Annotated in this window: 21 protein-coding genes, 1 tRNA gene and 2 pseudogenes; 6 read left to right on the plus strand and 18 right to left on the minus strand. The window is 42.7% G+C overall.

The window, feature by feature from the left end; all coding sequences use genetic code 11:
- Positions 1–223 precede the first annotated feature (223 nt).
- A complete protein-coding gene (locus BVU_RS01735; protein ID WP_011964715.1) occupies positions 224–1,639 on the plus strand; it encodes a Gfo/Idh/MocA family protein in 1,416 nt (471 codons plus the stop codon).
- Between the two features lie 123 nt (positions 1,640–1,762).
- On the opposite strand, the gene BVU_RS01740 is transcribed toward BVU_RS01735, so the two are convergent.
- The 3 genes from BVU_RS01740 to BVU_RS01750 form a co-directional block, all read right to left on the minus strand.
- Positions 1,763–2,302 carry a beta-class carbonic anhydrase gene (locus BVU_RS01740; protein ID WP_005842314.1) on the minus strand — a complete coding sequence of 180 codons (540 nt, stop codon included), beginning with the start codon at positions 2,300–2,302 and terminating at the stop codon, positions 1,763–1,765.
- Positions 2,303–2,492: 190 nt separating this feature from the next.
- Positions 2,493–3,077: a Crp/Fnr family transcriptional regulator gene (locus BVU_RS01745; RefSeq protein ID WP_005842319.1), complete on the minus strand. Its 585-nt coding sequence runs from the start codon at positions 3,075–3,077 to the stop codon at positions 2,493–2,495.
- A gap of 35 nt (positions 3,078–3,112) precedes the next feature.
- Positions 3,113–4,465, minus strand: a complete 1,353-nt coding sequence (locus BVU_RS01750; RefSeq protein WP_008782062.1) for an MATE family efflux transporter — start codon at positions 4,463–4,465, stop codon at positions 3,113–3,115.
- 152 nt (positions 4,466–4,617) lie between these two features.
- Between BVU_RS01750 and BVU_RS01755 the strand changes: the two genes are divergently transcribed.
- Positions 4,618–4,691: transfer RNA gene (locus BVU_RS01755), tRNA-Thr, on the plus strand.
- Positions 4,692–4,938: 247 nt separating this feature from the next.
- Here BVU_RS01755 and groL read toward each other — a convergent pair.
- Positions 4,939–6,576, minus strand: coding sequence for a chaperonin GroEL (gene groL, locus BVU_RS01760; RefSeq protein WP_005842327.1), 1,638 nt, complete (start codon positions 6,574–6,576; stop codon positions 4,939–4,941).
- Between the two features lie 41 nt (positions 6,577–6,617).
- Complete coding sequence (locus tag BVU_RS01765) at positions 6,618–6,890, minus strand: co-chaperone GroES (RefSeq protein WP_005842331.1); 273 nt, start codon at positions 6,888–6,890, stop codon at positions 6,618–6,620.
- 380 nt (positions 6,891–7,270) lie between these two features.
- Between BVU_RS01765 and BVU_RS01770 the strand changes: the two genes are divergently transcribed.
- The 4 genes from BVU_RS01770 to hydF all read left to right on the plus strand — a co-directional run bounded on the left by BVU_RS01770 (position 7,271) and on the right by hydF (position 12,465).
- The gene (locus tag BVU_RS01770) at positions 7,271–8,737 is read left to right on the plus strand and encodes a 4Fe-4S dicluster domain-containing protein (RefSeq protein ID WP_022508245.1); all 1,467 of its coding nucleotides are present in this window, start codon (positions 7,271–7,273) and stop codon (positions 8,735–8,737) included.
- Positions 8,738–8,745: 8 nt separating this feature from the next.
- Positions 8,746–9,780: a [FeFe] hydrogenase H-cluster radical SAM maturase HydE gene (gene hydE / locus BVU_RS01775; protein ID WP_005842336.1), complete on the plus strand. Its 1,035-nt coding sequence runs from the start codon at positions 8,746–8,748 to the stop codon at positions 9,778–9,780.
- A 12-nt stretch (positions 9,781–9,792) separates the two neighbouring features.
- Positions 9,793–11,211 carry a [FeFe] hydrogenase H-cluster radical SAM maturase HydG gene (hydG, locus tag BVU_RS01780; RefSeq protein ID WP_005842339.1) on the plus strand — a complete coding sequence of 473 codons (1,419 nt, stop codon included), beginning with the start codon at positions 9,793–9,795 and terminating at the stop codon, positions 11,209–11,211.
- Positions 11,212–11,274: 63 nt separating this feature from the next.
- Positions 11,275–12,465 carry a [FeFe] hydrogenase H-cluster maturation GTPase HydF gene (gene hydF, locus BVU_RS01785; protein WP_011964717.1) on the plus strand — a complete coding sequence of 397 codons (1,191 nt, stop codon included), beginning with the start codon at positions 11,275–11,277 and terminating at the stop codon, positions 12,463–12,465.
- A gap of 579 nt (positions 12,466–13,044) precedes the next feature.
- On the opposite strand, the gene hisS is transcribed toward hydF, so the two are convergent.
- The 13 genes and pseudogenes from hisS to BVU_RS01850 form a co-directional block, all read right to left on the minus strand.
- Entirely contained in the window at positions 13,045–14,409 is a 1,365-nt protein-coding gene (hisS, locus tag BVU_RS01790) for a histidine--tRNA ligase (protein ID WP_005842343.1), read from the minus strand.
- Positions 14,410–14,567: 158 nt separating this feature from the next.
- Positions 14,568–14,882 (minus strand): annotated as a pseudogene (locus tag BVU_RS01795) (substrate-binding domain-containing protein); the annotation flags it as partial.
- Between the two features lie 21 nt (positions 14,883–14,903).
- The gene (locus BVU_RS01800; protein WP_011964719.1) at positions 14,904–15,908 is read right to left on the minus strand and encodes an ISAon1 family transposase; all 1,005 of its coding nucleotides are present in this window, start codon (positions 15,906–15,908) and stop codon (positions 14,904–14,906) included.
- 10 nt (positions 15,909–15,918) lie between these two features.
- The gene (locus BVU_RS01805) at positions 15,919–16,269 is read right to left on the minus strand and encodes an ISAon1 family transposase N-terminal region protein (protein WP_005645980.1); all 351 of its coding nucleotides are present in this window, start codon (positions 16,267–16,269) and stop codon (positions 15,919–15,921) included.
- 61 nt (positions 16,270–16,330) lie between these two features.
- Positions 16,331–16,888: pseudogene (locus BVU_RS01810) on the minus strand (substrate-binding domain-containing protein); the annotation flags it as partial.
- A 7-nt stretch (positions 16,889–16,895) separates the two neighbouring features.
- Positions 16,896–17,912 carry a GRP family sugar transporter gene (locus BVU_RS01815; protein WP_005842348.1) on the minus strand — a complete coding sequence of 339 codons (1,017 nt, stop codon included), beginning with the start codon at positions 17,910–17,912 and terminating at the stop codon, positions 16,896–16,898.
- A gap of 12 nt (positions 17,913–17,924) precedes the next feature.
- Entirely contained in the window at positions 17,925–19,349 is a 1,425-nt protein-coding gene (locus BVU_RS01820; RefSeq protein ID WP_005842349.1) for an L-fucose/L-arabinose isomerase family protein, read from the minus strand.
- Between the two features lie 33 nt (positions 19,350–19,382).
- Complete coding sequence (locus BVU_RS01825) at positions 19,383–20,879, minus strand: FGGY-family carbohydrate kinase (RefSeq protein ID WP_005842351.1); 1,497 nt, start codon at positions 20,877–20,879, stop codon at positions 19,383–19,385.
- Positions 20,880–20,904: 25 nt separating this feature from the next.
- Complete coding sequence (locus tag BVU_RS01830; protein ID WP_005842354.1) at positions 20,905–21,843, minus strand: transketolase family protein; 939 nt, start codon at positions 21,841–21,843, stop codon at positions 20,905–20,907.
- Positions 21,833–22,678, minus strand: coding sequence for a transketolase (locus BVU_RS01835; protein ID WP_011964721.1), 846 nt, complete (start codon positions 22,676–22,678; stop codon positions 21,833–21,835). The genes BVU_RS01830 and BVU_RS01835 overlap by 11 nt, the downstream gene beginning before the upstream one ends.
- A gap of 343 nt (positions 22,679–23,021) precedes the next feature.
- Positions 23,022–23,777, minus strand: a complete 756-nt coding sequence (locus BVU_RS01840) for a DeoR/GlpR family DNA-binding transcription regulator (protein WP_005842359.1) — start codon at positions 23,775–23,777, stop codon at positions 23,022–23,024.
- A gap of 11 nt (positions 23,778–23,788) precedes the next feature.
- A complete protein-coding gene (ribB, locus tag BVU_RS01845) occupies positions 23,789–24,403 on the minus strand; it encodes a 3,4-dihydroxy-2-butanone-4-phosphate synthase (RefSeq protein WP_005842361.1) in 615 nt (204 codons plus the stop codon).
- A 121-nt stretch (positions 24,404–24,524) separates the two neighbouring features.
- Complete coding sequence (locus tag BVU_RS01850) at positions 24,525–26,129, minus strand: DUF5060 domain-containing protein (RefSeq protein ID WP_011964722.1); 1,605 nt, start codon at positions 26,127–26,129, stop codon at positions 24,525–24,527.
- Positions 26,130–26,293 lie beyond the last annotated feature (164 nt).

A 26,293-nucleotide genomic window follows, 5' to 3' on the forward strand; every position in this document is an offset into this window, starting at 1 on the left:
AATGTATGGTTATAGACCTAAATAAAAACCGTACTTTTTGATTGAGGGAATTGAATTACCATTATAATAAAAAAGCAGTCTTGACTTTTCAAGACTGCTTTTTTATTATAAATACAGTAGAAGTGAAATCAATTTATCCGACAAGCAATACACTAATATTAAAAATATTCCCTATTTTTGCAACAATCTGCTATTAACCTATAAATTTCAATTAAACAGAACCATGATTAAAAACCTATCTACCTTCTTCGTCGGTATAGCGTTATCATGCCTCGCCGGCTGTACCCCAATCCCCAAAGAAACAACTGCAACAAAAGAGTATGCGCCTCTTGAAGTTCCAGTTCCCGAACGTCCTGCGGGACAACAGGATGTAATCGAACTAACAACTCCTAAACTTGACACTGTGCGTGTAGGTTTCATCGGTTTGGGCATGCGTGGTCCCAGTGCGGTAGAACGTTGGACGCACATACCGGGAACTAAAATTGTGGCTCTTTGCGACTTATTGCCTGAAAATGCGGAAAAAGCACAAAAAATTGTAACTAACGCCGGTATGGAAGCCCCTGCCCTCTATTCCGGCAGCGAAGATGCATGGAAACAACTGTGCGAGCGAAACGATATCGACTTGGTATACATTGCAACAGACTGGAAACACCATACTGAAATGGGTATCTATGCCATGGAACATGGAAAACATGCAGCCATCGAGGTACCTGCCGCCATGTCGCTGGATGAAATCTGGGCACTTATCAATACTTCCGAAAAGACCCGTAAACACTGTATGCAACTTGAAAACTGTGTTTACGACTTCTTCGAACTGACGACATTGAATATGGCACAAAAAGGTCTTTTCGGCGAAGTGCTCCATGTAGAAGGTTCATACATCCATAATCTGGAAGAATTCTGGCCTTATTACTGGAACAACTGGCGTTTGGATTACAACCGGGAGTTCCGTGGAGACGTTTATGCCACACACGGCCTAGGCCCTGCCTGCCAATTGCTCAACATTCATCGCGGTGACCGCATGAAGACACTGGTAGCCATGGACACCAAAGCTGTAACCGGTCCCGAACTGGTAAAACAATATCAGAAAGAAGAAGCACCCGATTTCCAAAACGGCGACCATACCATGACTTTTATCCGTACAGAAAACGGAAAAACCATCCACATACAGCATGATGTAATGAATCCACGTCCCTATAGCCGTATGTATCAGCTGACCGGTACCAAAGGTTTTGCCAACAAATATCCCATCGAGCAATATTGTTTCCGCCCGGATCAGATTGACAGCACCAGCATACCCGATCACGAAAACCTGAGTATGCACTCGGCTGTTCCCGAAAAAGTAAAAGAAGCTTTGATGAGCCAATACAAACATCCTATCCACCAAGAATTAGAAGAAACAGCAAAGAAAATAGGTGGACATGGAGGGATGGACTTCATTATGGATTATCGCCTGGTATATTGCTTGCGCAACGGACTTCCTTTGGACATGGACGTTTATGATTTAGCAGAATGGTGCTGTATGGCCGACTTGACCCGTCTTTCTATAGAAAACGGAAATGCACCTGTTGCCGTACCCGACTTTACCCGTGGCAATTGGAACAAAGTGGATGGTTATCATCATGCTTTCGCTCAATAAAAAACTGAAACAAATACAGACTTCAATAAAAAGAGAGGTATATTCTGCATCAGGCAGAAATACCTCCCTTTCTTATAATACACAAAATCACATGAACATTATTGTGTATAAAAAACTCACATTTTATACTTTTGTCAGTTCACCCGTCACCGAATCAATTATAAATCCCCTCACTATAATATCTTCAGGTATTAATGGATGCTCCATAATAGCCCGTACAGTTCCTTTCACCGATTTCTCCGTATCCTCAAAACCATCCAGCCATGCTCCAAAATCTACACCACAGAAACGAATCATATCAATGGTTTCCTGCTTGATGCCACGTGCTTTCATGTGTTCTATCATCTCATTACTATTCATGTGACAGGCTCCACAATCAGAATGAGCAACAACCATAACTTCCTTTACACCTAACTCATAAATAGCCACCATCAGACTACGGATTACACTACCAAACGGATGCGAGATAACCCCACCTGCATTCTTGATAATTTTTACATCACCGTTCCTGATACCCAAAGCAGCAGGTAACAATTCCGTCAACCGGGTATCCATACAAGAAAGAATAGCTATTTTTTTATCAGGATATTTGTTGGTAATATATTTCTCATATCCCTTGCTCTCAACAAATTTCTTGTTGAACTCTAAAATATCATCTATCATTGCCATAAGTTTTTTTAGGATTCACTACAAACTTACACAAAAATAAAATACGATGACACTTTTAAGATAAATATTTATCGGATGCCAACTTTTCTACCATCCATCAAGGCAAAGATGAACCATACAAGAAAAAGCAAAGAGAACAATGCGTTTCCATACGAAAGAACCAACCCCGTAAATGCTAAAATTGTCATTGGTCTTTTTTCCTTCTCCCCAGTTCGGCACGGATACGGCTTAACGACTGTGGGGTAATCCATAAATAAGAAGCGATATGCTTCAGAGGTACATACTGCAACAGTTCCGGATTCTCTTCCAACAAAGTAAGATAACGCTCCTTGGCCCGGGGGCTTCCTCCCGTTATCATCCAACTTTCAAGCCCTAAAAACTGCTGCTCGAACAGTCGTCTTCCAAAATTAGCCAGTTCAACAGATCCGGCATATAATACTTCGAGTTTTGCCTTCGAAATACCATAAAGTTCACTGTCACACATCGCTTCGATAGAAACCAACGAAACTGTATTTTCCACATATCCCCATGACGAGAAGATGGCCTCTCCTTCAGAAGCAAACCAGACGGAAACATCTACCCCGTCATTAAGGTAATGCCCCCGCCAGATTCCTTTACTTACAATATAGAAGTTTGAGTTCCGCCCACCTTCCTGTACAAGAAAATCCCCTTTATGAAAAGTGAACTTCTCCATATTATCCAACAACTGCAAGCTCAAAGCTATCGGCAAACTATATTTTTCACAAAACTTCTGTATGAATGCATCCATATATCCACCCGATTAATTACTACAAAAGTAAAAAATCATCTGCGAACCCATTGATGTTTACGATAATAAATTACCATTATTACTAAAAAAGTAAGTATTTCCGCCAAAGGAACCGCCAGCCATATCCCTGGCACCTTCAATAGCAACGGCAAGCCCAATAAACAAAGTACCATAAAAACAAACCCACGCAAAACTGTAACCATCATAGCCGGACGTGCCCGCTCTACACTTTGAAAATAGCCAATGGAAACAATGTTTACAGCAAAAAAAATAAAACCAGACGCAAACAAAGGCAGTCCCGCCACAGCAATATCGTATGCCGGATAGGAACGATCAATAAACATAGCCACAATCTGATGATTGAACAAAGCTGTTAACGCAAAAAACACAAGTCCGCAGGTCACGGCCGTTCCCAGTGCCAGACGGAAAGCGGAACGTACCCGCATGGTATCACCCGCTCCAAAGTTATAGCTTAAAATGGGTTGAGCCGATTGTCCTATGGCATTATATACCATAAATATAATGGGAAAGAAATAACAGGCAATACTGAAAGCAGCCACTCCATCTTCGCCTAAATAATGGATAAACACATAATTGCCTGCAAACATCATACAGGCTATGGCTGCCTCGCACAAAAAGGTGGAAACTCCTAAGTGGCACATATATTTCACATTGCGCCAAGTGAGCCGCATACTCTTCTTGCTAAGTTTCACCCGGCAAAAATGAATCACATTTCTTCTGCGACTTAAATAGACTACAATCATTCCGGCCCCCAAAATATACCCCAGACTGGTAGCCAGCGCCGCACCCATCATTCCCCATTTGAGAATAAAAATGAACACATAATCCAATAGGATATTCACCACTGCCGGAATAGCATTACACAACATGGCATAATTAGGAGAACCATCCAGACGGACAAAGAACATCCCTGAACTTAGCAAAGCACTAAATACCAGAAAAGGCAAGAACCAATACATATATTCCACCGCCAAAGGCAACAGACGTTCCGAACTTCCCAACCACACGGCTACTTGTGGAGCAAACAAACATACCACTCCCCACAGCACAGCCAAAAACAAAGAAGAAACCACAACAGCCTGCGTCACATTGATACGAGCAGTTTTCAACTTTCCCTGAGATAAATGAATAGATGCCACCACCGATGCGCCAACACCAAACATCAGTCCGATACCCGTACTTATCAAAAACAAAGGAGCAGTAATATTCACTGCCGCCAATGCGTCACTACCTATCCCTTGACCTACAAAAATACCATCTGTTATCACAAACACAGCCGAAAATACCATCCCCAGCACAGTAGGTATCAGCAATTTCCGAAACAATTTCGGAATTTCCATACTACCAAAATCAATACTATCCTTCATAAACTTCACTTTTTTGTTTAGCGGATGCAAAGATAGAACGTTATTTCGGAGTAAAAATTACCATTTGGTAATTTCCAACTATTTTTTCATAGGAAAAAATTTGTTCTTTTAAAAGATATTCTTACCTTTGCACCCGCTAAACAAAAAGCAATGCCTCTTTAGCTCAGTTGGCCAGAGCACGTGATTTGTAATCTCGGGGTCGTTGGTTCGAATCCGACAAGAGGCTCACTAAAAAAGGAAGTGTTTCTGAACGTTCAGAAACACTTCCTTTTTTATAGGACAGTTCAATTTGAAATAAACCCCACTAATCTTTTAAGAGTGATCCACAGTCTCCTCACATAACATAATTTCTCGGATGAGCCGAAATTTAGAGAGTAAATAAAACTTGAGAAGATAATCCACTATGGTCTATAAAAAACTCCCTGTCAACATTTCGCCAACAGGGAGTCCGTTAATCATTTATGGGGCAAAGATTACATCATGCCGCCCATGCCACCCATTCCGGGAGCACCCATCGGCATTTCTGGTTTATCTTCTTTCTTTTCCACAATTACACATTCTGTAGTCAGGAACATACCTGCAATAGAAGCGGCATTTTCCAAAGCTACACGAGTTACCTTAGCAGGATCTACCACACCGGCAGCGTGCAAGTTTTCGTAAACATCAGTACGGGCATTGTAACCGAAGTCACCTTTACCTTCGCGTACTTTCTGTACTACTACTGCACCTTCCTTACCTGCATTGGCAACAATCTGACGAAGCGGTTCCTCGATGGCACGCTTGATAATCTCGATACCGGTTGTTTCGTCTTCATTATCGCCCTTCAGGCCTTCCAATGCTTCAGAAGCACGGATATAAGCTACGCCACCGCCCGGAACGATACCTTCTTCGATAGCTGCACGAGTAGCACACAATGCATCATCCACACGGTCTTTCTTTTCCTTCATTTCAACTTCAGAAGCGGCACCTACATAAAGAACAGCTACACCACCTGACAACTTAGCCAAACGTTCCTGCAACTTTTCCTTATCATAATCTGAAGTAGTATTCTTTATTTCAGCTTTAATCTGATTGATACGTTCCTGAATGTTTTCTTTTGCGCCTGCACCGTTTACGATAGTAGTATTATCTTTAGAAACAGTTACCTTATCGCAAGTACCCAACATTTCAAGAGTAGCTTGTTCCAACTTCAAACCTTTTTCCTCGCTGATAACGATACCACCTGTCAATACGGCAATATCTTCCAACATAGCCTTACGACGGTCGCCGAAGCCCGGAGCTTTCACAGCACAAATCTTCAACTGAGAACGCAGACGGTTTACAACCAACGTAGTCAATGCTTCACTGTCTACATCTTCTGCGATAACCAACAAAGGACGTCCGCTCTGTACAGCCGGTTCCAGGATAGGCAAGAAATCCTTCAAGTTAGAAATCTTCTTATCATAAATCAGGATGTACGGATGTTCCATCACACATTCCATCTTTTCTGTATCAGTTACAAAGTAAGCAGACAAGTAACCACGGTCGAACTGCATACCTTCTACCACACCGATGGTAGTATCCGTTCCTTTAGCTTCTTCGATAGTAATCACACCATCTTTAGAAACTTTACGCATAGCGTCTGCAATCAACTTACCGATAGTAGGATCGTTATTGGCAGAAACAGCAGCCACTTGTTCAATCTTGTCATAGTTGTCACCTACCATTTCGGCCTGAGACTTGATAGATTCAACCACTTTGGCAACAGCTTTATCGATACCACGTTTCAAATCCATCGGATTTGCTCCGGCAGTAACATTCTTCAAACCTACCCCTACGATTGATTGAGCCAGCACAGTAGCAGTAGTAGTACCGTCACCTGCATCGTCACCTGTCTTTGAAGCAACAGATTTCACCAACTGTGCACCGGTATTCTGAAATGCATCAGCCAATTCCACTTCTTTAGCTACAGTCACGCCATCCTTAGTGATATGAGGAGCACCGAATTTCTTTTCGATAATCACATTACGACCTTTCGGACCCAGGGTTACTTTCACTGCGTTAGCCAATTCGTCTACACCCTTCTTCAATTCGTCACGGGCATCAATGTTGAATTTAATATCTTTAGCCATAATTCTATTTACAATTTAATGATTTACAATGTACTATTTAATTATCCCAAAACAGCGAGAACATCGCTCTGACGCATGATAAGGTATTTCTTACCGTCATGTTCCAGTTCAGTGCCCGAGTATTTGCCATACAATACCTGATCACCTACATGCAACACCATCTCCTCATCTTTTGTTCCGTTACCTATTGCGACAACTTCACCTTGCAATGGTTTTTCCTTTGCTGTATCAGGAATAATAATACCACCGATTGTTTTTTCTTCTGCAGGAGCAGGAAGAATCAATACTCTGTCTGCTAATGGTTTAATGTTCATAGTTCTTAATTTTTATATGTTATACTTTTAATTATATCAATTATCCGTCATCTTTAAGCAGTGACGCAAAACATCTTGCGAAAAACGTGCCAAACATGAAAAAGGAGAAATTGACAGTTTTATTCTGCCAAATTGGCACAGCTATAACATATCTTTCACTAAAATGGTTTCCTCTTCCCCTGCCATTATCAGTTGCTTTTACGAAATTTATTATTTTTACCTACAAAGATTCATATATAAACCAGTCGGCTACATTCCACAGCGACAGAACGAATCTGAATATAAAAAGAGAAAAATGTGATTTTTCTTTTTTTAATATTTCCATAGGACACAAACTATCACTATCTTTGCAAAACCTAATAATTAACCCCTTTAACTATATGGCATTTACGAACAACATTATGATTGTCCGCCACAGATTGCTGACAGAACTTGTAAAATTGTGGAAAAACGGAGAACTGACAACAGACAAAATAGACCGTCTGCCATTAGAACTCAGCCCCCGACGTTCAAAACATGCAGGGCGTTGCTGCGTACACAAAGAACGCGCTGTATGGAAATACAAATCCCTTCCTCTACTGGGGTTGGATATGGATGATGAAACCGATGAGCTCACTCCACTATCCGAATATGCCGCACGTTCTATAGAACGTGCAAACAATGGAAAGCCCAAAGACAACATTATGTGTGTTATAGACGAAGCATGCTCGGCCTGCGTACAGATCAATTATGAAATCACCGACTTATGCCGGGGATGTACCGCCCGCAGTTGCCAGTACAATTGTCCCAAAGGAGCCGTACATGTACATGCCGACACCGGCAAGGCATGGATCGACCATGATACCTGCATCAGTTGCGGCATCTGCCACAAAAGCTGCCCTTATCACGCAATCGTCTATATTCCCGTTCCCTGCGAGGAATCTTGTCCTGTCAAAGCGATCAGCAAAGATGAACACGGTATAGAGCATATTGATGAGAATAAATGTATTTATTGCGGTAAATGCATGAATGCCTGTCCTTTCGGGGCCATTTTTGAAATATCCCAGACATTCGATGTGTTGCAACGCATCCGTAAAGGAGAACAAGTGGTAGCCATTGTCGCGCCATCTATTTTGGGACAATTCAGCACAACTATCGAACAAGTATATGGTGCATTCAGACAAATCGGTTTCACCGATATAATTGAAGTAGCACAAGGAGCCATGTCCACCGTAGAACATGAAGCGCATGAACTGATAGAAAAACTGGAAGAAGGACAGAAATTCATGACTACCTCATGCTGCCCGTCCTATATCGAGCTGGTGAACAAATACATCCCCGATATGAAAAAATACGTTTCCGGCACAGGCTCGCCTATGTATTATGCCGCACGTATAGCCAAAGAGAAGTATCCTGATGCAAAAATCGTATTTGTTGGACCATGTGTAGCCAAACGTAAAGAAGCTCAACGTGACGAGGCTGTGGATTTTGTGATGACATTCGAAGAGATTTCCTCTATTTTCGATGCTTTCGAGATTAACCTGGAGATTGTACAGCCATACGCTATGGAATTCTCTTCCGTTCGCGAAGCGCATGGATTCGCACAAGCCGGCGGCGTGATGGGAGCCGTAAAGGCATTCCTGAAAATGGAAGCGGACAAAATCAATGCCATACAGGTATCTGATTTAAACAAGAAGAATATCGGAACATTACGCGCCTACGCTAAATCGGGCAAAGCTCCCGGACAATTCATCGAAGTGATGGCCTGCGAGGGTGGTTGTATCACAGGACCCAGTACGCACAGCGGCAGCAACAATGGAAAACGCCAATTGGTACAGGAACTGGCAAAACAGAAAAAAACATATTAAAGGTATGCATGAAGCGACTGATTGACAAATTACGTCACTACCATAGCCTGACAGGTGAGGAATATGCCAACCTCCTCTCCTGTCAGGATACCGGCACTTTACTGTATTTACAGCAACAGGCCAGGGAAGTCACTTTGGCACATTTCGGGAATGGGATATTTATCCGCGGACTTATCGAGGTGAGCAACCGATGTCGTAACAACTGTCATTATTGCGGAATAAGGAAAGGAAATACCGCCATTACCCGTTACGCATTAAAGCGTGAAACCATTTTGGAATGTTGCCGTGAAGGATATGCACTCGGATTCCGCACCTTCGTGATGCAAGGCGGTGAAGACCCTGCCTTAACAGATGAATGGATAGAAAAAACCGTTGCCGCCATCCACTGTGAATTCCCCGATTGTGCCATCACCCTTTCATTAGGAGAGAAATCACGGGAAGCATACGAACGTTTCTTCCGTGCCGGAGCCAACCGTTATCTGCTCCGACACGAAACACACAACGAAGAACACTATAGGAAATTACATCCTGAGGAGATGTCACTAAAGCATCGGCTCCAATGCCTGCAATGGCTAAAAGAAATTGGATATCAAACCGGAACAGGAATCATGGTAGGCACTCCGGGACAAACCCTGACACATCTGGTGGAAGATCTGTTATTCATAGAGCAATTCCAGCCCCAAATGATCGGTATCGGTCCATTTATCCCCCATCATGACACACCATTCGGAACAGAGCCGGCCGGAAGTGTAGGAATGACCCTCAAGCTGTTATCCCTTTTCCGGTTAATGCACCCGTCCGCCCTGATTCCATCGACCACCGCCCTTGCCACCTTGTCACCGGACGGACGGGAAAAAGGAATATTGGCAGGAGCTAATGTAGTGATGCCCAATCTCTCCCCCAGGGAGCAAAGAGAAAAATACACCTTGTATGATAACAAAGCCGCCTTCGGTGCCGAAGCAGCCGAAGGTTTACGAGCTTTGGCACAACAACTGGAAACAATCGGTTACCGGATATCGACAGATAGAGGTGACTATCACTAACCCCTAACAAACATGTATAAAGCAGATTCTAAAATAGCAGAAGAATTCATAGACCATCAAGAGATACTGGATACCTTGGAGTATGCTCACAACAACAAAAGCAATCGTGCCCTGATAGAGCAACTGATTGACAAAGCTGCTCAATTCAAAGGACTGTCCCATCGTGAGGCAGCATTACTGCTGGAATGCGACCAACCGGATCTAACAGAACGCATTTTCCGGCTGGCACAGGAAATCAAACATAAGTTTTACGGCAACCGTATTGTAATGTTCGCCCCTCTATATCTTTCCAATTATTGTGTGAACGGATGCGTCTACTGCCCTTATCATTTGAAGAACAAGACCATAGCACGCAAAAAGCTGACACAAGAAGAGATCCGTAAGGAGGTAATTGCCTTGCAAGACATGGGACACAAACGCCTGGCACTGGAAGCAGGAGAAGATCCTTTGCGGAATCCTATTGAGTACATACTGGAATCTATCCAAACCATTTATAGCATCAAACATAAAAATGGGGCTATCCGCCGGGTCAATGTCAACATTGCCGCCACTACCGTGGAAAACTACCGCAAGCTGAAAGACGCAGGTATCGGCACTTATATCCTGTTCCAGGAAACTTATCATAAAGAAAATTACGAATCCCTGCATCCCACCGGTCCGAAAAGCAAATATGCTTATCATACCGAAGCGATGGACCGTGCCATGGAAGCGGGAATTGACGATGTAGGACTAGGTGTTTTATTCGGGCTGAATACCTACCGCTATGACTTTACAGGATTATTGATGCATGCCGAACATCTGGAAGCTACCTTCGGAGTGGGACCACATACCATCAGTGTTCCTCGCATCTGTCCGGCAGATGATATCTCCACGCAAGATTTCCCGGATGCCATTTCAGATGATATATTTTGTAAAATTGTGGCGGTAATCCGTATCGCTGTTCCTTATACAGGTATGATTATCTCTACAAGGGAATCGGCTGCAACCCGACGCAAAGTCTTAAACCTGGGAATCTCACAAATCAGCGGAGGCTCCCGGACCAGCGTAGGCGGTTATGCCATTCCGGAAACACCGGAAGAAAACTCAGCACAATTCGACATCAGTGACACCCGTACCTTGGACGAGGTAGTGAACTGGCTGCTCGACTTGGGGCATATCCCCAGTTTCTGTACAGCATGTTATCGGGCAGGGCGTACAGGCGACCGTTTTATGTCATTAGTCAAATCGGGACAAATCGCCAACTGCTGCGCCCCCAATGCATTGATGACACTAAAAGAGTATCTGGAAGATTATGCGGCACCGGATACACGAGCCAAAGGAATCCAACTGATAAAAAAAGAGTTGGAACATATTCCCAATCCGAAAATAAAAGAAATAGCAATTCGTAATCTGAAAGAGATAGAAGAAGGGAAACGAGATTTCAGATTCTAACCGCTCATGCGTCAAGCAACCTTTTCAATACAGATAATGAACCTAATTCAAGCCCAATAAAATATGAGTCTAAACAACACTCCCGCTGCCAACCGGCTACATATCGTCCTGTTCGGAAAACGCAATAGCGGCAAGTCCTCTCTAATCAATGCCTTGACCGGACAAGACACCGCCCTTGTATCGGATATTCCCGGTACAACAACAGATGCTGTCAGCAAAGCGATGGAAATTCAACATATCGGTCCTTGTCTCTTTATCGATACTCCCGGATTTGATGATGAAGGGGAATTGGGAGAAATGCGCATAACCCGTACGTTGAAAGCCATCGAACGGACAGATATTGCCTTACTTCTTTGTGAAGACGGCAATTGCGAGGATGAAAAACAATGGATGGAGCAGTTAAATAAAAGGAATATTCCGGTTATCCTGATACTGAACAAAGCTGATATCCGAAAAGACATAGCATCCACAAGGGATCGTATAGAAAAAGAATGCGGTCAAAATCCTCTCATTATCAGCGCAAAAGAACAGACGGGCATAGAGAAAATACTTCAAGCTATTCTGGAAAAGTTACCGGCAGATTTCGGACAACAGACCATTACCGGAGATCTGGTTAAAGAAGGAGATTTAGTGCTCTTAGTCATGCCACAAGACATACAGGCTCCCAAAGGCCGACTTATTCTTCCACAAGTACAGACGATGCGCGAATTATTGGACAAAAAATGTCTGGTAATGAGCTGTACAACCGATAAAATAGCCGCCACTTTGCAGGCTCTGTCCTATCCTCCGAAACTAATCATAACCGACTCCCAAGTTTTTCATGCCGTTTATGAGCAAAAACCGGCAGAAAGCCTTCTCACCTCTTTTTCCGTTCTGATGGCAGGATATAAAGGGGATATACTCTATTATATGGAAGGAGCCTCAGCCATAGACCGCCTCACCTCACAATCACGGGTACTGATAGCAGAAGCCTGCACTCATGCCCCTGCCACCGAGGACATAGGCAGAGTAAAGCTTCCACGTATGTTGCGTAAAAAGATAGGTGAAGAGTTGCAAATAGATATCGTTGCAGGTACAGACTTTCCGGAGGATTTGACACCCTATCACTTAATCATTCATTGCGGAGCCTGCATGTTCAATCGCAAATATGTACTAAACCGGATTGATAATGCCCGTAAGCAACAGATTCCCATGACTAATTATGGAGTGGCTATTGCACACTTGAACGGGATATTGGATAAGATAGCGTATTAAAAAGACATCTGTTCTTTTTTGTTTCCATCACCACAAACCATTTATCTTCAAAGGTTTGTGGTGTAAAAGGTTCCGTAATTCCCCTTAACCGGTATGTATGTGTCTTTTTACCATTGTTTCTGAAGGCTCATAGATTTTCCTTCTTGATGTGTCCTGTATGATGGTTCATCCATTTACTTCATTTACAAATACTTATCGTGCAAACACTTTGTTGCATTATAGTTTCACCAAGGTGAAGCAATCGTATCACTTGGGTGACTACGCCTCTCCACTTAGGTGCCAATGCATTGTCACCTAAGTGAAACAACAAAAGAAGACAGACAAAGCTACAAAAAAAACGGACGAGAATATAAAAAGGAGTACTAAACACATCTGCCATAATGACCGGTAGCTATCAGGCCGACTCCACACAGGGAAAGGAGAACAAACCATTTCGGAGGGGAAAAAGGACTTCCGTCACCATATTTCACTGATTCTAAATGAGATATAGTGACGGAAGAAAAAAAATAATCTGTTAATCCGCATAGATAATTACGGATGAATATACCGGACTATTCCGACAACATCCGCTTGATGAAATCAAGCTTTCACCACCGCCAGCAACTCATCCGGTGTAACCAGTGACTGCTCGCCTGTAGTCATATTCTTCAAAGTCAGTTTCCCTTCGTTCATTTCATTTTCACCAACAATAGCGACAAAAGGAATCTGCTTGTCATTGGCATATCCCATCTGCTTCTTCATTTTAGAAGCATCCGGATAAATTTCAGCGCGCACCCCTGCTTCACGGACTTTTGTCAGGATAGGCAGACAATAAGCAGCCTCTTTATCGCCGAAGTTTACAAACAACAGCTCGGTTCCGTTCACCGCTTCTTTCGGATACAAATCCAACTGATTCAACACATCAAAAATACGGTCGGCTCCGAAAGAGATACCTACACCAGACATACCATCCATACCAAAGACACCGGTCAGATTATCATAACGGCCACCACCACTGATGCTGCCAATCTGCACATCCAAGGCCTTCACTTCAAAAATTGCTCCCGTATAATAATTCAAGCCGCGAGCCAAAGTCAAATCCAATTCCACTTCACTCTTCACACCCAGTGCAGACACGGTTTTTAATATGAATTCACTTTCTTCCACTCCCTTCAATCCCGCTTCACTGGTAGCAAGGACAGTCTTCAAAGTTTCCAATTTCTCTTCATTGCTTCCACTCAATAAAATAATCGGCTGCAATTTATCAATAGCCTCTTGAGGAATCCCTTTAGAAGCCAATTCCGCATTTACATTTTCCAATCCGATTTTATCCAGTTTGTCAATGGCTACGGTGATATCTACAATTTTATCAGCCTCCCCGATAATCTCGGCAATACCGGTCAATATCTTACGGTTATTGATTTTAATTGAAACACGTACTCCGAATTTACCAAATACACGGTCTATCATCTGTACCAGCTCCACTTCATTCAATAAAGAATTGCTGCCTACCACATCGGCGTCACATTGGTAAAACTCACGGTAACGCCCTTTTTGGGGACGATCCGCACGCCAAACCGGTTGGATTTGATAACGTTTGAAAGGAAAACTTATTTCATCACGATGCATCACCACATAGCGGGCAAAAGGTACGGTGAGATCGTAGCGCAATCCTTTTTCACAGAACTTGCTCGCCAGCTTTACCGCATTGCGGCTCAGCAATTCCTCATCGGTAATGCCGTTGAAATAATCACCTGAGTTCTGTATCTTAAACAATAACTTATCCCCTTCGTCACCGTATTTTCCCATCAAGGTAGACAAATTCTCCATAGAAGGAGTTTCAATCTGCTGATAGCCGAAAAGATGAAACACATCACGGATCGTATTGAATATATAGTTACGTTTCGCCATTTCCACCGGCGAAAAATCTCTCGTTCCTTTAGGTATACCTGGTTTTGCTGCCATAATGATTCTATTTAATTTATTTTGAGCCACAAAATTACACTAAATATTTCATTCGTAAAAAGAATACTTCTTAATATTGCTCATTGCCGGCAATATTAAGAAGTTAAACAGCCGGTGCCTTAAGTGCATATCTCAGTATGGACCGTTTCCCTACGAACTCATTGTTTAATAATTTCGTAAGCTGTAGAATGAACCCCTCTATTCTCTATTTTTCCCTCCAATACATCCAAAGCGAACTCAATGCCCCGGACAGCCATCTGTGAGCTGAAAATATCAGCTGTTGCAACCAGTTTTCCCGTAGAAAGAAATTCTTTCATTACCGCATCATTATCAAAGCCCACTACAGGCAGATAGCAATTTTTTTCTTGCATCTGCTGAAGAACCCCCAACGCCATCGCATCATTGCTGCAATATACAGCTTTCAAATCAGGATACCGCATCCACATAGCCTGAAAAACTGGGTCAGCGGATTTTCCTGGTTGGTAAGCTTTCTTTTAAGCGTATAGCCTAGCCAGTCTGAACATGAAGAATTTCAGATCAGCCACCCCTCTTAACTGGCTTCGAAAAGCTTTGATTTTAGCATTGAACGACTCCGCTGAAGCATTTGTCAATCGTTCTTCAAAATAATTTATGATGGTCGTACTATGGTTTGAAAAGGTATCAAGTACCTTGTTGAACTCCATATAGTCAAACTTTTCCACTTCATTGTACCATCTTGCGAGATTTAGCCTTGCTTCATCGGGACCTGACTTCTTGTTGAAGATGTCTGTCAGTTTCATGCTAAGGCTGTATCCTTCCAGAAGCTTGGGGAATTTATCAAAGAGAATGGCAGCCCTGGTCTTTTGCTGTTCATTCCATTTGCTCCAGTGTTTCAGTATAATATGCTTGCTTCTGCTTACTATCTGTGGCAGGGTTTCTCCGTTCTCCATTCTTTCAGGCTCCCATTTCCCTATTCTCTCCCTTTCCGCCTTACTCTTTGCTTCTTTCTTCTTTTGACGGTGCTCCCTGATAGCCTGATTTTCCGCATCAAGTACTTTCCACCGATAGCGTATTCTTAACCGGTCAACAGCTTCAGACATGAGCTGCTGTACATGAAAACGGTCATTGATCAGCTTTGCGGCAGGAAACACCTTTCTGACCGTCAGCATCATGGCTGAAGATAAATCTGTAGTGACAGTCTTGACAGACAGCCGTTTCCGGTGCGGAAGCCTGCGCAAGATTCCGCTTACCGCATCTGTGGCCACTCCACGAACCATTGCAACTAAAGCCCCCTTACGGCCTTTGGCTGCTTTATTGGTCAGAATCGTATAAACATCTCCATTGCTCAGGCAAGTTTCATCCAAAGAAAGGTTTTCTCCAATGTTTTCAGGATAAAGGAGGTAGTCATGCGCATGTTCGAGTTGGTCCCAGTTCCGGTAATCACTGATTTTCTCCTTGTATTGTTTACGAAGAGTCTGTCCTTTTACGCCATAACGTTCCGCAAGCACACAGATGCTCACAGGAGTAGATTCAATCTCCTTCTTTTAAAAAAGAAACGAACTCAGAATTGAGCCGTGTACCGTCAAATTCGGATAAATCCCAGTCATAGCTGAAGATTTCATTGGAAGACTTGTCAAGCCATTTACGTTTACGGACATGGAGATAAGTGGCGCGACCACGAATAGGGTAGTCTTGGATTGTACGGTACTCACCAAAACCATAGGATATGATATCCGGGTTGGTCTTATCTTCTTTTAGCTGAACTTTTTTTTCATCAAGATAAATATCAAAACGGTCAGCACTCTTGTCGAAATTGACAATATCAAAGTTGTCTATAAGCACATCCGGAAGGATGGCACGAAGGAGTCGTTCGGGTTTCATAAAACAAAGGTAAGCAAAGATAGCTAATTTTAAAACTTACCAACCAGAAATTTCCGCTGAGCCGAAAAACTTCGGCGGCTTTCTCCGTTTCCCAGTCGGCCGGTTCGGATGCCACCAATCTTAACCCTTTTTCTTCTATCGCCTTGATAAAACCTCTTTTACGCTGCTGCGCATTATCGGCTGCCGCCAATCCTTCAATAATAGCAACTTTATCTTCATTCCGCAACTTCTTATCCAATAATTTACCCACTTCATACGCAGCTGCAAAATTATCCGGTCCCACAAAAGCCACTTCTACTCCTGCCTGCTCCAATAGCTGAGTATCCAACCGGATATCAATATTGATTACCGGAACTCCTTTCCTGACAGCCTCTACTACAGGCTGAACTAAGGCTTTTGAATCTATAGGAACCAATACGATAGCATCGACTTGCTGATGAATCAAGGAATACATCAAGTCAACCTGTTCCTCTACCTCTGTCTGTGTAGCCGTTCCCACACAAACCAAATCCAAAAACGGAAGAGGGGCCGCATACTGAATGGCCCCTTCTTTCATCACTTTGAAAAAATCGGCTTGTAACGACTTCATTACAAGCCCTATTTTATAATTTCTCTTCATCTAATTTTTAATTTGACAAAGTAATGCTTATTAATCCGATAATAAACAAGGAGAACATAGCCGCAATCAGTTTATTGGTCCCCTTCGGAGCTTCCTTAAATTCCTTCCAGACAAAAACTCCCCAGATCATAGCCACCACAGGCGCTGCGTTGCTAAGGGCATAAGAGATAGCCGGATTGGCAGCACCTGCTCCCATAAAACTAATCACCATGCCGCCCATCCAGATAAAGCCTCCCAGCATACCTGTGAGATGGGTCTTGGCATCGCCGGCAAAGTAATCTTTCATGGTCACCGCCTTGCCTTCTACCGGATGCTTCATGGCAAAGGTATTGAATATAGGTGTGCTGGCCAGAATACCTACCGCAAAGAAGAACACACCTGTATAAGGAGTCAGCGTTCCGGTTCCTCCCGCCACATACTGCGGGTCAAGAGATTTCACTACCAATCCGTAAAAGAACATGATAGCAATGCCTGCCATAATGGCCAGCAGAATCCCCTTCTTCGGAGTGGAAGCCTTGCCGGACGATAACTTTCCGTACGCTTTTCCGCAGATCAGTATAGCTACAATGATGACTAACACACCACTCCATAGTAAAAGCTGATTTCCCTGATAGGTCTGACCGGCCAAAGAGATTAATAAATAATTGAATACAATACCTCCAATCCAGGCCAAGCCTCCACCGATAGGAAAACCTACTGACATTCCGGCTACAGCAATGGCTGCGGTAAGAAATATATTGCCAAAGTTCCACACAACACCGCCCAAGAATGCATATTGAATGCTAGACCAGTCCATGACTGCCAAATCCTGAAAAAAGGTACGGCCTTCACTTCCCATACTTCCCAAAGTCACCGCCCCCAATAAAGCTGTAAGGAACAGACCGACGGTCAAATCCCAATAAAACAGTTCAAAGCTCCATTGCTTGGCGGCAACCATCTTCTGCGTATTTGCCCAAGAGCCCCAGCAGGCACAGCAAATAACACAGCAGAGGATTGCCAAAAAGTAATTATCTACCAATATCATATTTCATCGATATTATTCGTGAATATAGATATTCCAGTTCAGATAAGTTTCAATAGCTTCCGCCAAAATATCTTTCACATTGCCACGGCACATAGCCACATGATGTTCGAATCCATTCTTACAAATATATTTCATAAGCGGCTGCAAATTATCCACCTTGGTTACTGCTATACAACCATCCATTCCGTATGGGTCATCGGTCAGGTCACCTTTGCCCAAATAAGACTTGATACAACCCTTCGTATCATCTGTCGAGATGCGGAAGAAGGTGAAATCACCCTGTTTTACTTTACCGTAAACGGCACCGAAAGTATGTACCTTACCTAATGTTCTGCCCAACACTCCTAATGTTCCTAACTTCAAATCATTCATTACAAATGATTTAGGGAAGTTACCACAATGTGTACACACACACTTGTCACGATCCTCGGCAAAGTTATTGTTCCAGTCAAGCAATGCCGACGGGCGACCGGAAGCCAATGTCAACGCATACATAGACACTGCACCGGCAATATCCACTTCACAAGCAGCAGGGATTAATTTTTCACTCAACATACTCATAGTCACACAAGCTGCACAACCATAGTTTTGCTCCAAAGAGTCCCAACACTGGATAGCTACAGCATCAATTTCATTGGCTTCCATCCATTGTTCTACAGCCACACCAAATTTAGCCTGCAAAATCAGTTTATCATTGTATTGTTCGGGAACAGCAGCATATTGTCTGATTTCTTTCAGTTTTGCTTGTAACGTTTCATCAGCATCTTCAATCTTACGGGCGGCAGACAAGATTTCAGAAAGATCTACCGGAACGACTGTAATGCCCGATGCCTGCAACAGTTTCTCGCTGGCGCGGACGGTCTGGAAACCGGCAGGACGAGTGCCGATGGCACCGATGCGAGCATGACGAAGACCATTCACCACCCGGCAGATCGCAGCGAACTTATTAATATCGGCTGCCAGCAAATCAGAATAAATAGAATAAGTATGTAGTGTAGTATCAGTAAAAGGAATGCCATACTGATACAAGTTATTGCATACGGAAATCTTACCACAGAACGCGTCACGACGGCTATCCAAATCCACCTTGTCATTCTCATCATCACATGCCTGAACCAAAACAGGCACATTCAGATCGGCTACACTGATAGCATTGATGATACCGATTTCAAAACCGAAGTTAGGTAATGAAACAATGATTCCATCAATGCGGTCACGGTTCTCACGGAACAACTTTGCACATTTCAAGCCATCTTCTCTTGTTTCAATACTGCTACTGCCTGTAGGCGTAGCATCTTCGGGGAGAATGACATAGTCATAGCCCTCTTTCGTCAGTGTTTCCAACAATTGTTTACGGACATCTTTTGCTAATTCCGAGTTAAAATAAGCGCGTGTTCCAATGATGACACCAAAACACATTTTTTTCTTGTTTTTCATTTCTAATGGTATTAAAAGTTACGATATATTCAGTTAGTTATTCTGTCCTATTACTTTCTTAACAGCCTCACGCCAGCCACTATACAAAGATTGAAGTTCTTTTTCCTCCATACAGGGAGCGATGCAATTGTCAATGGTACGCATGGCAGCGGCTTCTTGGAAACTGGCCCACTTCTTACGGGCAAAGCCATTCATGACAACAGCCCCCAATGCAGAAGCTTCCTCTATCTCCGAACGGTTAATGACGGCATGCAGCATATCAGCCTGAAACTGCATCAGGAACTGATTCTTCGTGGGGCCTCCGTCAACACGCAACGCTTTCAGCTCGATTCCTGCCTGCCGGGTCATCATGTCTATCAAATCCTTCACTTGATAAGCAATGGATTCCAATCCTGCACGCAGCACATGCGCTTTTCCAGCATTCAGTGTCATTCCCCAGATGGCAGCTTTAGCATCCGGTTTCCACCAGGGAGCTCCCAATCCGGTAAAGGCGGGAACCAGATAGACTCCATCATTATTTTTCACCGAAGTCGCCAAGGTTTCAATTTGATTGAACGAGTCCACCAATCCCAATTTCTCCACCATCCATTTGATAGTGGCTCCGGTGCAATGGATATTGCCCTCAAAAGCATAATACACTTTACCCAAAGCCGAGAATCCGACGGATGTAACCAGCCCTTCAGGAGCAGCGACAGCCTCTTCTCCAATGTTAACCATAACAGATGATCCCGTTCCATAAGTCACCTTGCCCATACCTGCCTCAAAACACATCTGACCGGTTAATGCTCCATGGGAATCACCTAAAACACCTGCTATTTGTATCGGAGATTTGAACAAACCCTCTATCGTTGTTTCTCCAAAAACAGCATCACAGGGCAACGCTTCCGGCATCATATTCCGGGGAATAGTGAAGAGTTTCAACAACTCTTCATCCCAGTCCAAAGTATGAATATTAAAAAGCATGGTACGCGACGCATTCGTATAATCAGTCAGATGCTTCCTGCCTTCGGTCAATTTCCAAATCAGCCAGGAATCAATAGTTCCCATCAACAAATCGCCTTTTTCTGCCAGTTCACGTGCATTTTCCACGTTATCCAATATCCACTTAGCACCACTGGCAGAAAAATAAGGATCGATAAGCAATCCGGTCTTTCGTTGTACCAGTTCGCTGTATCCCTTATCTTTCAGTTCTTTGCAAATAGCCGCTCCCCGCTGGCATTGCCATACCACGGCATGATAAACGGACTTGCCGGTATGTCGGTTCCAAACAACCACCGTTTCGCGCTGATTGGTGATGGCAAGAGAATAAGAAATATCCTTTCCATTCACTTCTTCTTGTTCAAGCAGACAATGTATCGCTTCTATGGTATTTTTATAGATTTCTTCGGCATCATGCTCTACCCATCCTATCTGCGGGTAGAATTGCTGATGTTCTATATTTACCCGATGCAACAATTCGCAATCTTCAGAGAACAGCATGGCTTTTGTTGCCGAAGTACTTTGATCTATGGTAATTATTCTGCTAATCATACTATTAGATTTAAAAAGGATATGTTTATTTTTTCACGAATTCAAGGGCAGTCTTGCAGATGCCCTCTTTATCCAATCCGTAATGGGCAAAGATTTCATGGGAGTTTCCATGAACCACGTTCTCATCGGGGATGCCGATAATGCGTACCGGAACCGGATTTTCAGAAAGCGTCTCAACTACAATAGCTCCCAAGCCGCCAAACCGGCTGTGTTCTTCTACGGTGATAATTCGTCCGGTTTCTTCCGCCGCTTTCCTGATGGCTTCCACATCAACAGGCTTGATGGAAGACATATCCAGCACACGTGCCTGAATGCCTTTCTCACGCAGCATCAAGCCGGCCTGATAAGCATGATAAACCGTTTCTCCGGCGGCAATGATAGTCAGATCCGTACCGTCCAGCAACGTATTGGCTTTTCCCAGAACAAATTCAAAATCATCATTCTCATACACATCGGGAACGGCAGCCCTTCCTACACGCACATATACCGGTTCAGGGTAATCTACCAATAGTTTGACCAACTTGCGTGTCTGACGGGCATCACAAGGAAGAACGATATTCATTCCCGGAAAAGTTCTTAATACGGCAATATCATGCAGGCTATGATGAGTAGCCCCCAAAGCACCATAAGCAACTCCACCGCTTACTCCGAGTATCTTCACATTATTCTGACTATAAGCCAAATCGACCTTCACCTGCTCCAAGCTACGTGCCACGTAAAAGCAAGCCGGGCCACATACAAACACTTTTTTTCCGCTATGTGCCAAACCTGCTGATATTCCTACCGCATCCTGTTCGGCTATTCCACATTCTACAAACTGTGCAGGTAATTCTTTTGCAAAATCCCCCAAAGTAACAGATCCTCTGGCGTCTGTTGTAACCGCCACAATATCTTTATCCTGACGCGCCAACTCCAGCAACGTATCTGTAAAGCTCTTTCTGCACGCTATCATATTATTTGCCATTGTTTTCTTTTTCTAGTTTTTCAATTCTTTCGGATACCTCGCGAACAGCCTCTTCATATTGTTCGGCTGTAGGCACGCCATGATGCCATTTTGCAATGCCTTCCATATAAGACACTCCTTTTCCTTTTGTAGTATGGGAGATAAGCAAATGAGGCTTTTTATTCGTATAATCAATAGAACGGAAAGTCCGGATGATATCTTCCATCTCATCTCCGTTCATTTCCAATACATCCCAACCGAAGGCAGTCCAGCGGTCGCGCATACTCTCCAATGACATGACCTCCTCGGTTGTACCGCTGATCTGCAAACGATTACGGTCAATAATGGCTACCAGATTATCCAATTTATACTGGTTTCCTGCCATAGCAGCTTCATATATAGAACCTTCCCCTTGCTCACCATCTCCCATCAATACATACGTTTTATAATCAGCTTTATCCATTTTGGCAGCCATCGCCATTCCGACACCTACAGACAAGCCATGCCCTAAAGCTCCTGTATTTACTTCAATACCCGGTACCTCTATAGTAGGATGGCCGGACAAGATAGATCCGAATTCTCCTAATGTGTCGGTTACCTCACGAGAGATGAAACCTTTTGCTTCCAGCGTAACATATAACGCTTCTACGCAATGCCCTTTGCTCATTACAAAACGATCTCTTTTCGTTTCCTTTGGTTTATCCGGCCAAACACGCATTATATCAAAATAAAGTGCTGTAAGCACGTTAAGACACGACAGATCACCTCCAATGTGTCCTGCTTTTGCTTTATACACAATCTCAACCAACCGTTTCCGATTCTTTTCCGATTGTAATTCTAACGTTTCAACTTGCATATTATTATCATTTACTTTCTTATCATTTCGCAAATAACGGAATTTAACTGGAAATATTCAATACAAAACGAAATAAAATGAAAATAAATTTGATTATATTAACAATAAACACCTATATAATCTATAAATCAGGACAATTAATTTATTCTGCTAACAAAGTTATATCTCTATATAAACAAGACTATCCGATTGTCTATTTTGTACCCAACAGAACTGTTATAAAAAAAAAGAAGCAAACAATAAGGAGAAATAAGGAAGTAAAATCAAAGTTGATAAAAAAGGTGATCAAGAATGTATTTTCCAACATTCTCAATCACCCATATTACCTTTGTTTCAGTAAGAATCAGATAACTTCGACCTCTAATTCTTTTAATCTTTCAAAATCCTCTTCGGTTATAGTACTATCTGTAATAATAGCATTTGCTAATGAAACCGAGCCTAAACTAGCAAAAGCACTGACACCTATTTTTGAACAATCAGCCACCAGATACACTTTACTGGCAGACTCTATCATAGCAGATTTCACGACCAAATCACTTAGACTAGGATAAGTCAGCTTCATATCCGAAGAAATACCGGCCGTAGCCAGAAACAATTTATTAGCGCGTATATCTTTAAATGAATCGGCCGCCATTTTTCCTGTCAAAGAAAGTGTAGGAGCCTTGAACTCACCTCCGGTAACAATCAGATTAATACCATGATTCTCACCTAAAATCAAAGCTATATTCAAAGCATTGGTAATGACTGTCAGGTCCTTATAATTCATTAAAAGCTTTGCGATCTCTGTAGTTGTAGAACCGGAATCAAGAATTATACTGTCCCCCTCCTGAATAAACTGAATAGCTTTCTGAGCGATTTCTTTCTTTTCCTCCAAATGAGTCTGATTGAACAATTGCCCGGTCTTGGCAAACGACCCTACTCCTTTCAGAAACGCACCTCCATGCTCTCTTTGGATATACCCCATTTGTTCCAAGGCTTCCAAATCCTGACGGATCGTTACATCCGTCACATTGAAAATTTTACTAAGGTCCTGAACTTTTGCATGCCCGTCTTCACGAATCAGATGCAATATCTTTACTCTTCTTTGATTGAGTGCCATATTTATTAGATTTAGAGGTTATGTTTTTTACGATATTCCTGAATATCCTTAATGGAAACAATTTTCAAACCGAATTTTGCTGCAATCTCACCTAGTTGGGGAAGACGCGCCATTGTACCATCTTCATTCAAAATTTCAACAAGAGCTCCTCCGGGTTTCAAACCTGCCATTCTTGTCATATCCAGTGTGGCTTCGGTATGTCCATTACGCTCCAAGACCCCATTTTCCGCACCATATAGAGGGAAAACGTGTCCGGGACGAGCAAACTCGGAAGGATTCAGATTTCCTGCCACCAAAGCTTTTATTGTTGACGAACGGTCGAAAGCAGAAACTCCCGTAGTACAGCCATACCCTCTTAAATCTACCGACATAGTAAACGGTGTACCTAGCAATGAAGTGTTTTCTTCTGCCATCGGAGCCAGACAAAGTTCTTCACAACGTGAACGTGGCAGAGGAGCACATAACAACCCTCTGCCATGAGTAATCATAAAATTTACAATTTCAGGAGTAATCTTTTCTCCTGAAACGATAAAATCGCCTTCGTTTTCACGATCTTCGTCATCAACAACGATCAATACTTTGCCTTGGCGAATATCTTCCAATCCTTCTTCTACTGTATTTAACATTTTAGTGTATCTAGGGAGTTAATTATACCGCAAATTTAAGCTAAAACAAAAAGAATCGAAAACTATTAGCCTTTTTTATGATAAAAAAAATCAATCATCTCCCGTCAGAAGGCTTATCCCATCATTTCACTTCTGTTATTCTAAGAACAATATAAGGAGCATCCGGAATTCTTACTCCCCGATGATGTATATCAAAAACACGATAATCCAATTCCTCCGTTGTTTCAAATATCACAGGATATTCCGTGACAGTCATGGCCCACACATCAATAATCTCCACTTTAAACCGTTTATTCTTTTGCAATTTGTTATAATCCGCATTTTTTACCGGCAGATTAAAAGTCCAGAAACCTTTCACATCTTTTCCCATATTGACCAGATAATAATCTGGTCCAGCAGTAGAAGTAACCAAGTCACGACTGATATCTGCCATCTCCAACGGATGGGGAGCAGCTTCAATAATCGTTCTTAAAAATTTCACACGTTTCCAGCTTTCACCTTTTAAAGATCCCCCTTGCGCCCAAAAGATAGGTTCGTTCCCCTGCTGATAACATTCACCGTGAGTGACATAAATTCCACCCAACAAACCATTCAAAATAAAGCAAGTCATCTGCTGCGGACTTAACCTTCCCCAACGATAAGGTAGATTCCCTTCATACCCAACCTCATCACATATAACCGGTTTGCGATAAATTTTTCTTAAAGTAGCAGAAGCGGTAGAACTCAGTACCGGTGCCTCATCCTGTATGCTGACATGGGTAAATTCAGGCATCCAATAATCAAAATAAGTAGCCGTCGCTCCATGAATAGAACATAAATGGCGATAAGGATCATTCTCAACCACAGTTTTCGTCAACAGCTTCCAATCGTCCACAGTTTTCGCTTTTACATAATCCCACTCGTTTGCCATAGACCACCATACATTTCTAAAAGAAGCCAAACGAGCAGTAATATATTTAATATAACGTACATTCACCTCATTCGACATAGCATCAAAGCCCCATCTTCCCTTATCATAAGGATGGAAAAGGATCAAATCCGCCTCAATCCCCAAACGGTTCAGTTGGTCTATCCGTTTCTCCAAATGCTGAAAAAAAGCCGGGTCAAATCTGTCAAAGTCCCATTCTTTCCTTTCATTTCCTTCCTTATCTTTTATCGTCTTCTCTATTTCAAAAGGATAAAGCGCAGGCTCGTCTTTCACTAAAGAATAGTTTTTAGGAAACACACACATCCTTACCTTATTAAAACCGGCTTCACCAAACGATTTCAAAGTAGCCTCCTGAGTCGTTTCCTTCATATGTGTCCATGCATAGGCCGTCGTACCCATCGGATAATAACGGGTACCGTCCGCATATTTAAAATTATGTTCTCCGTCCACCAATACCATGCCATGATTATCTTTTCCGGCAGGTATCACTGTGAATGTACCTTTCCGACCATTCATAGCCCCTATACTGGAAGATGTAACATACCTCCATTCCCCGGCGACAGCAGGCATAAACCGTATCCTATAAGTATTCTCACCATCATAAAATCCTTCCACCGTTTTCTTTTCCTTTCCACAAACGAAAGTAGCGGAAAGACGTATATCAAAAGGATTCCCTTTGGTCACCTGTTTAAAACTCAACTCAAACCGGTCCCAACATTCCACTTTGTCTTGTGCATTTACTTTTACCACAAAACTTAACAGCGTCCAAACAGCTATTACATAAAATTTTGTACTCATCCTATCATGTTTTAAAAATTATACTCATAAAAGTTTTCCGGAACATTTTCATACTGTGTCAATGAGCACAAAGATAGATTTTACCCTTGAAAGCCAAAGGTAAAATCTTACGTCAATAAGGTATTTTCTTGCTATTTACCTTCATAAACAGCACAAAACGGAAC

Source organism: Phocaeicola vulgatus ATCC 8482 (assembly GCF_000012825.1).
GTDB classification, from domain to species: domain Bacteria; phylum Bacteroidota; class Bacteroidia; order Bacteroidales; family Bacteroidaceae; genus Phocaeicola; species Phocaeicola vulgatus.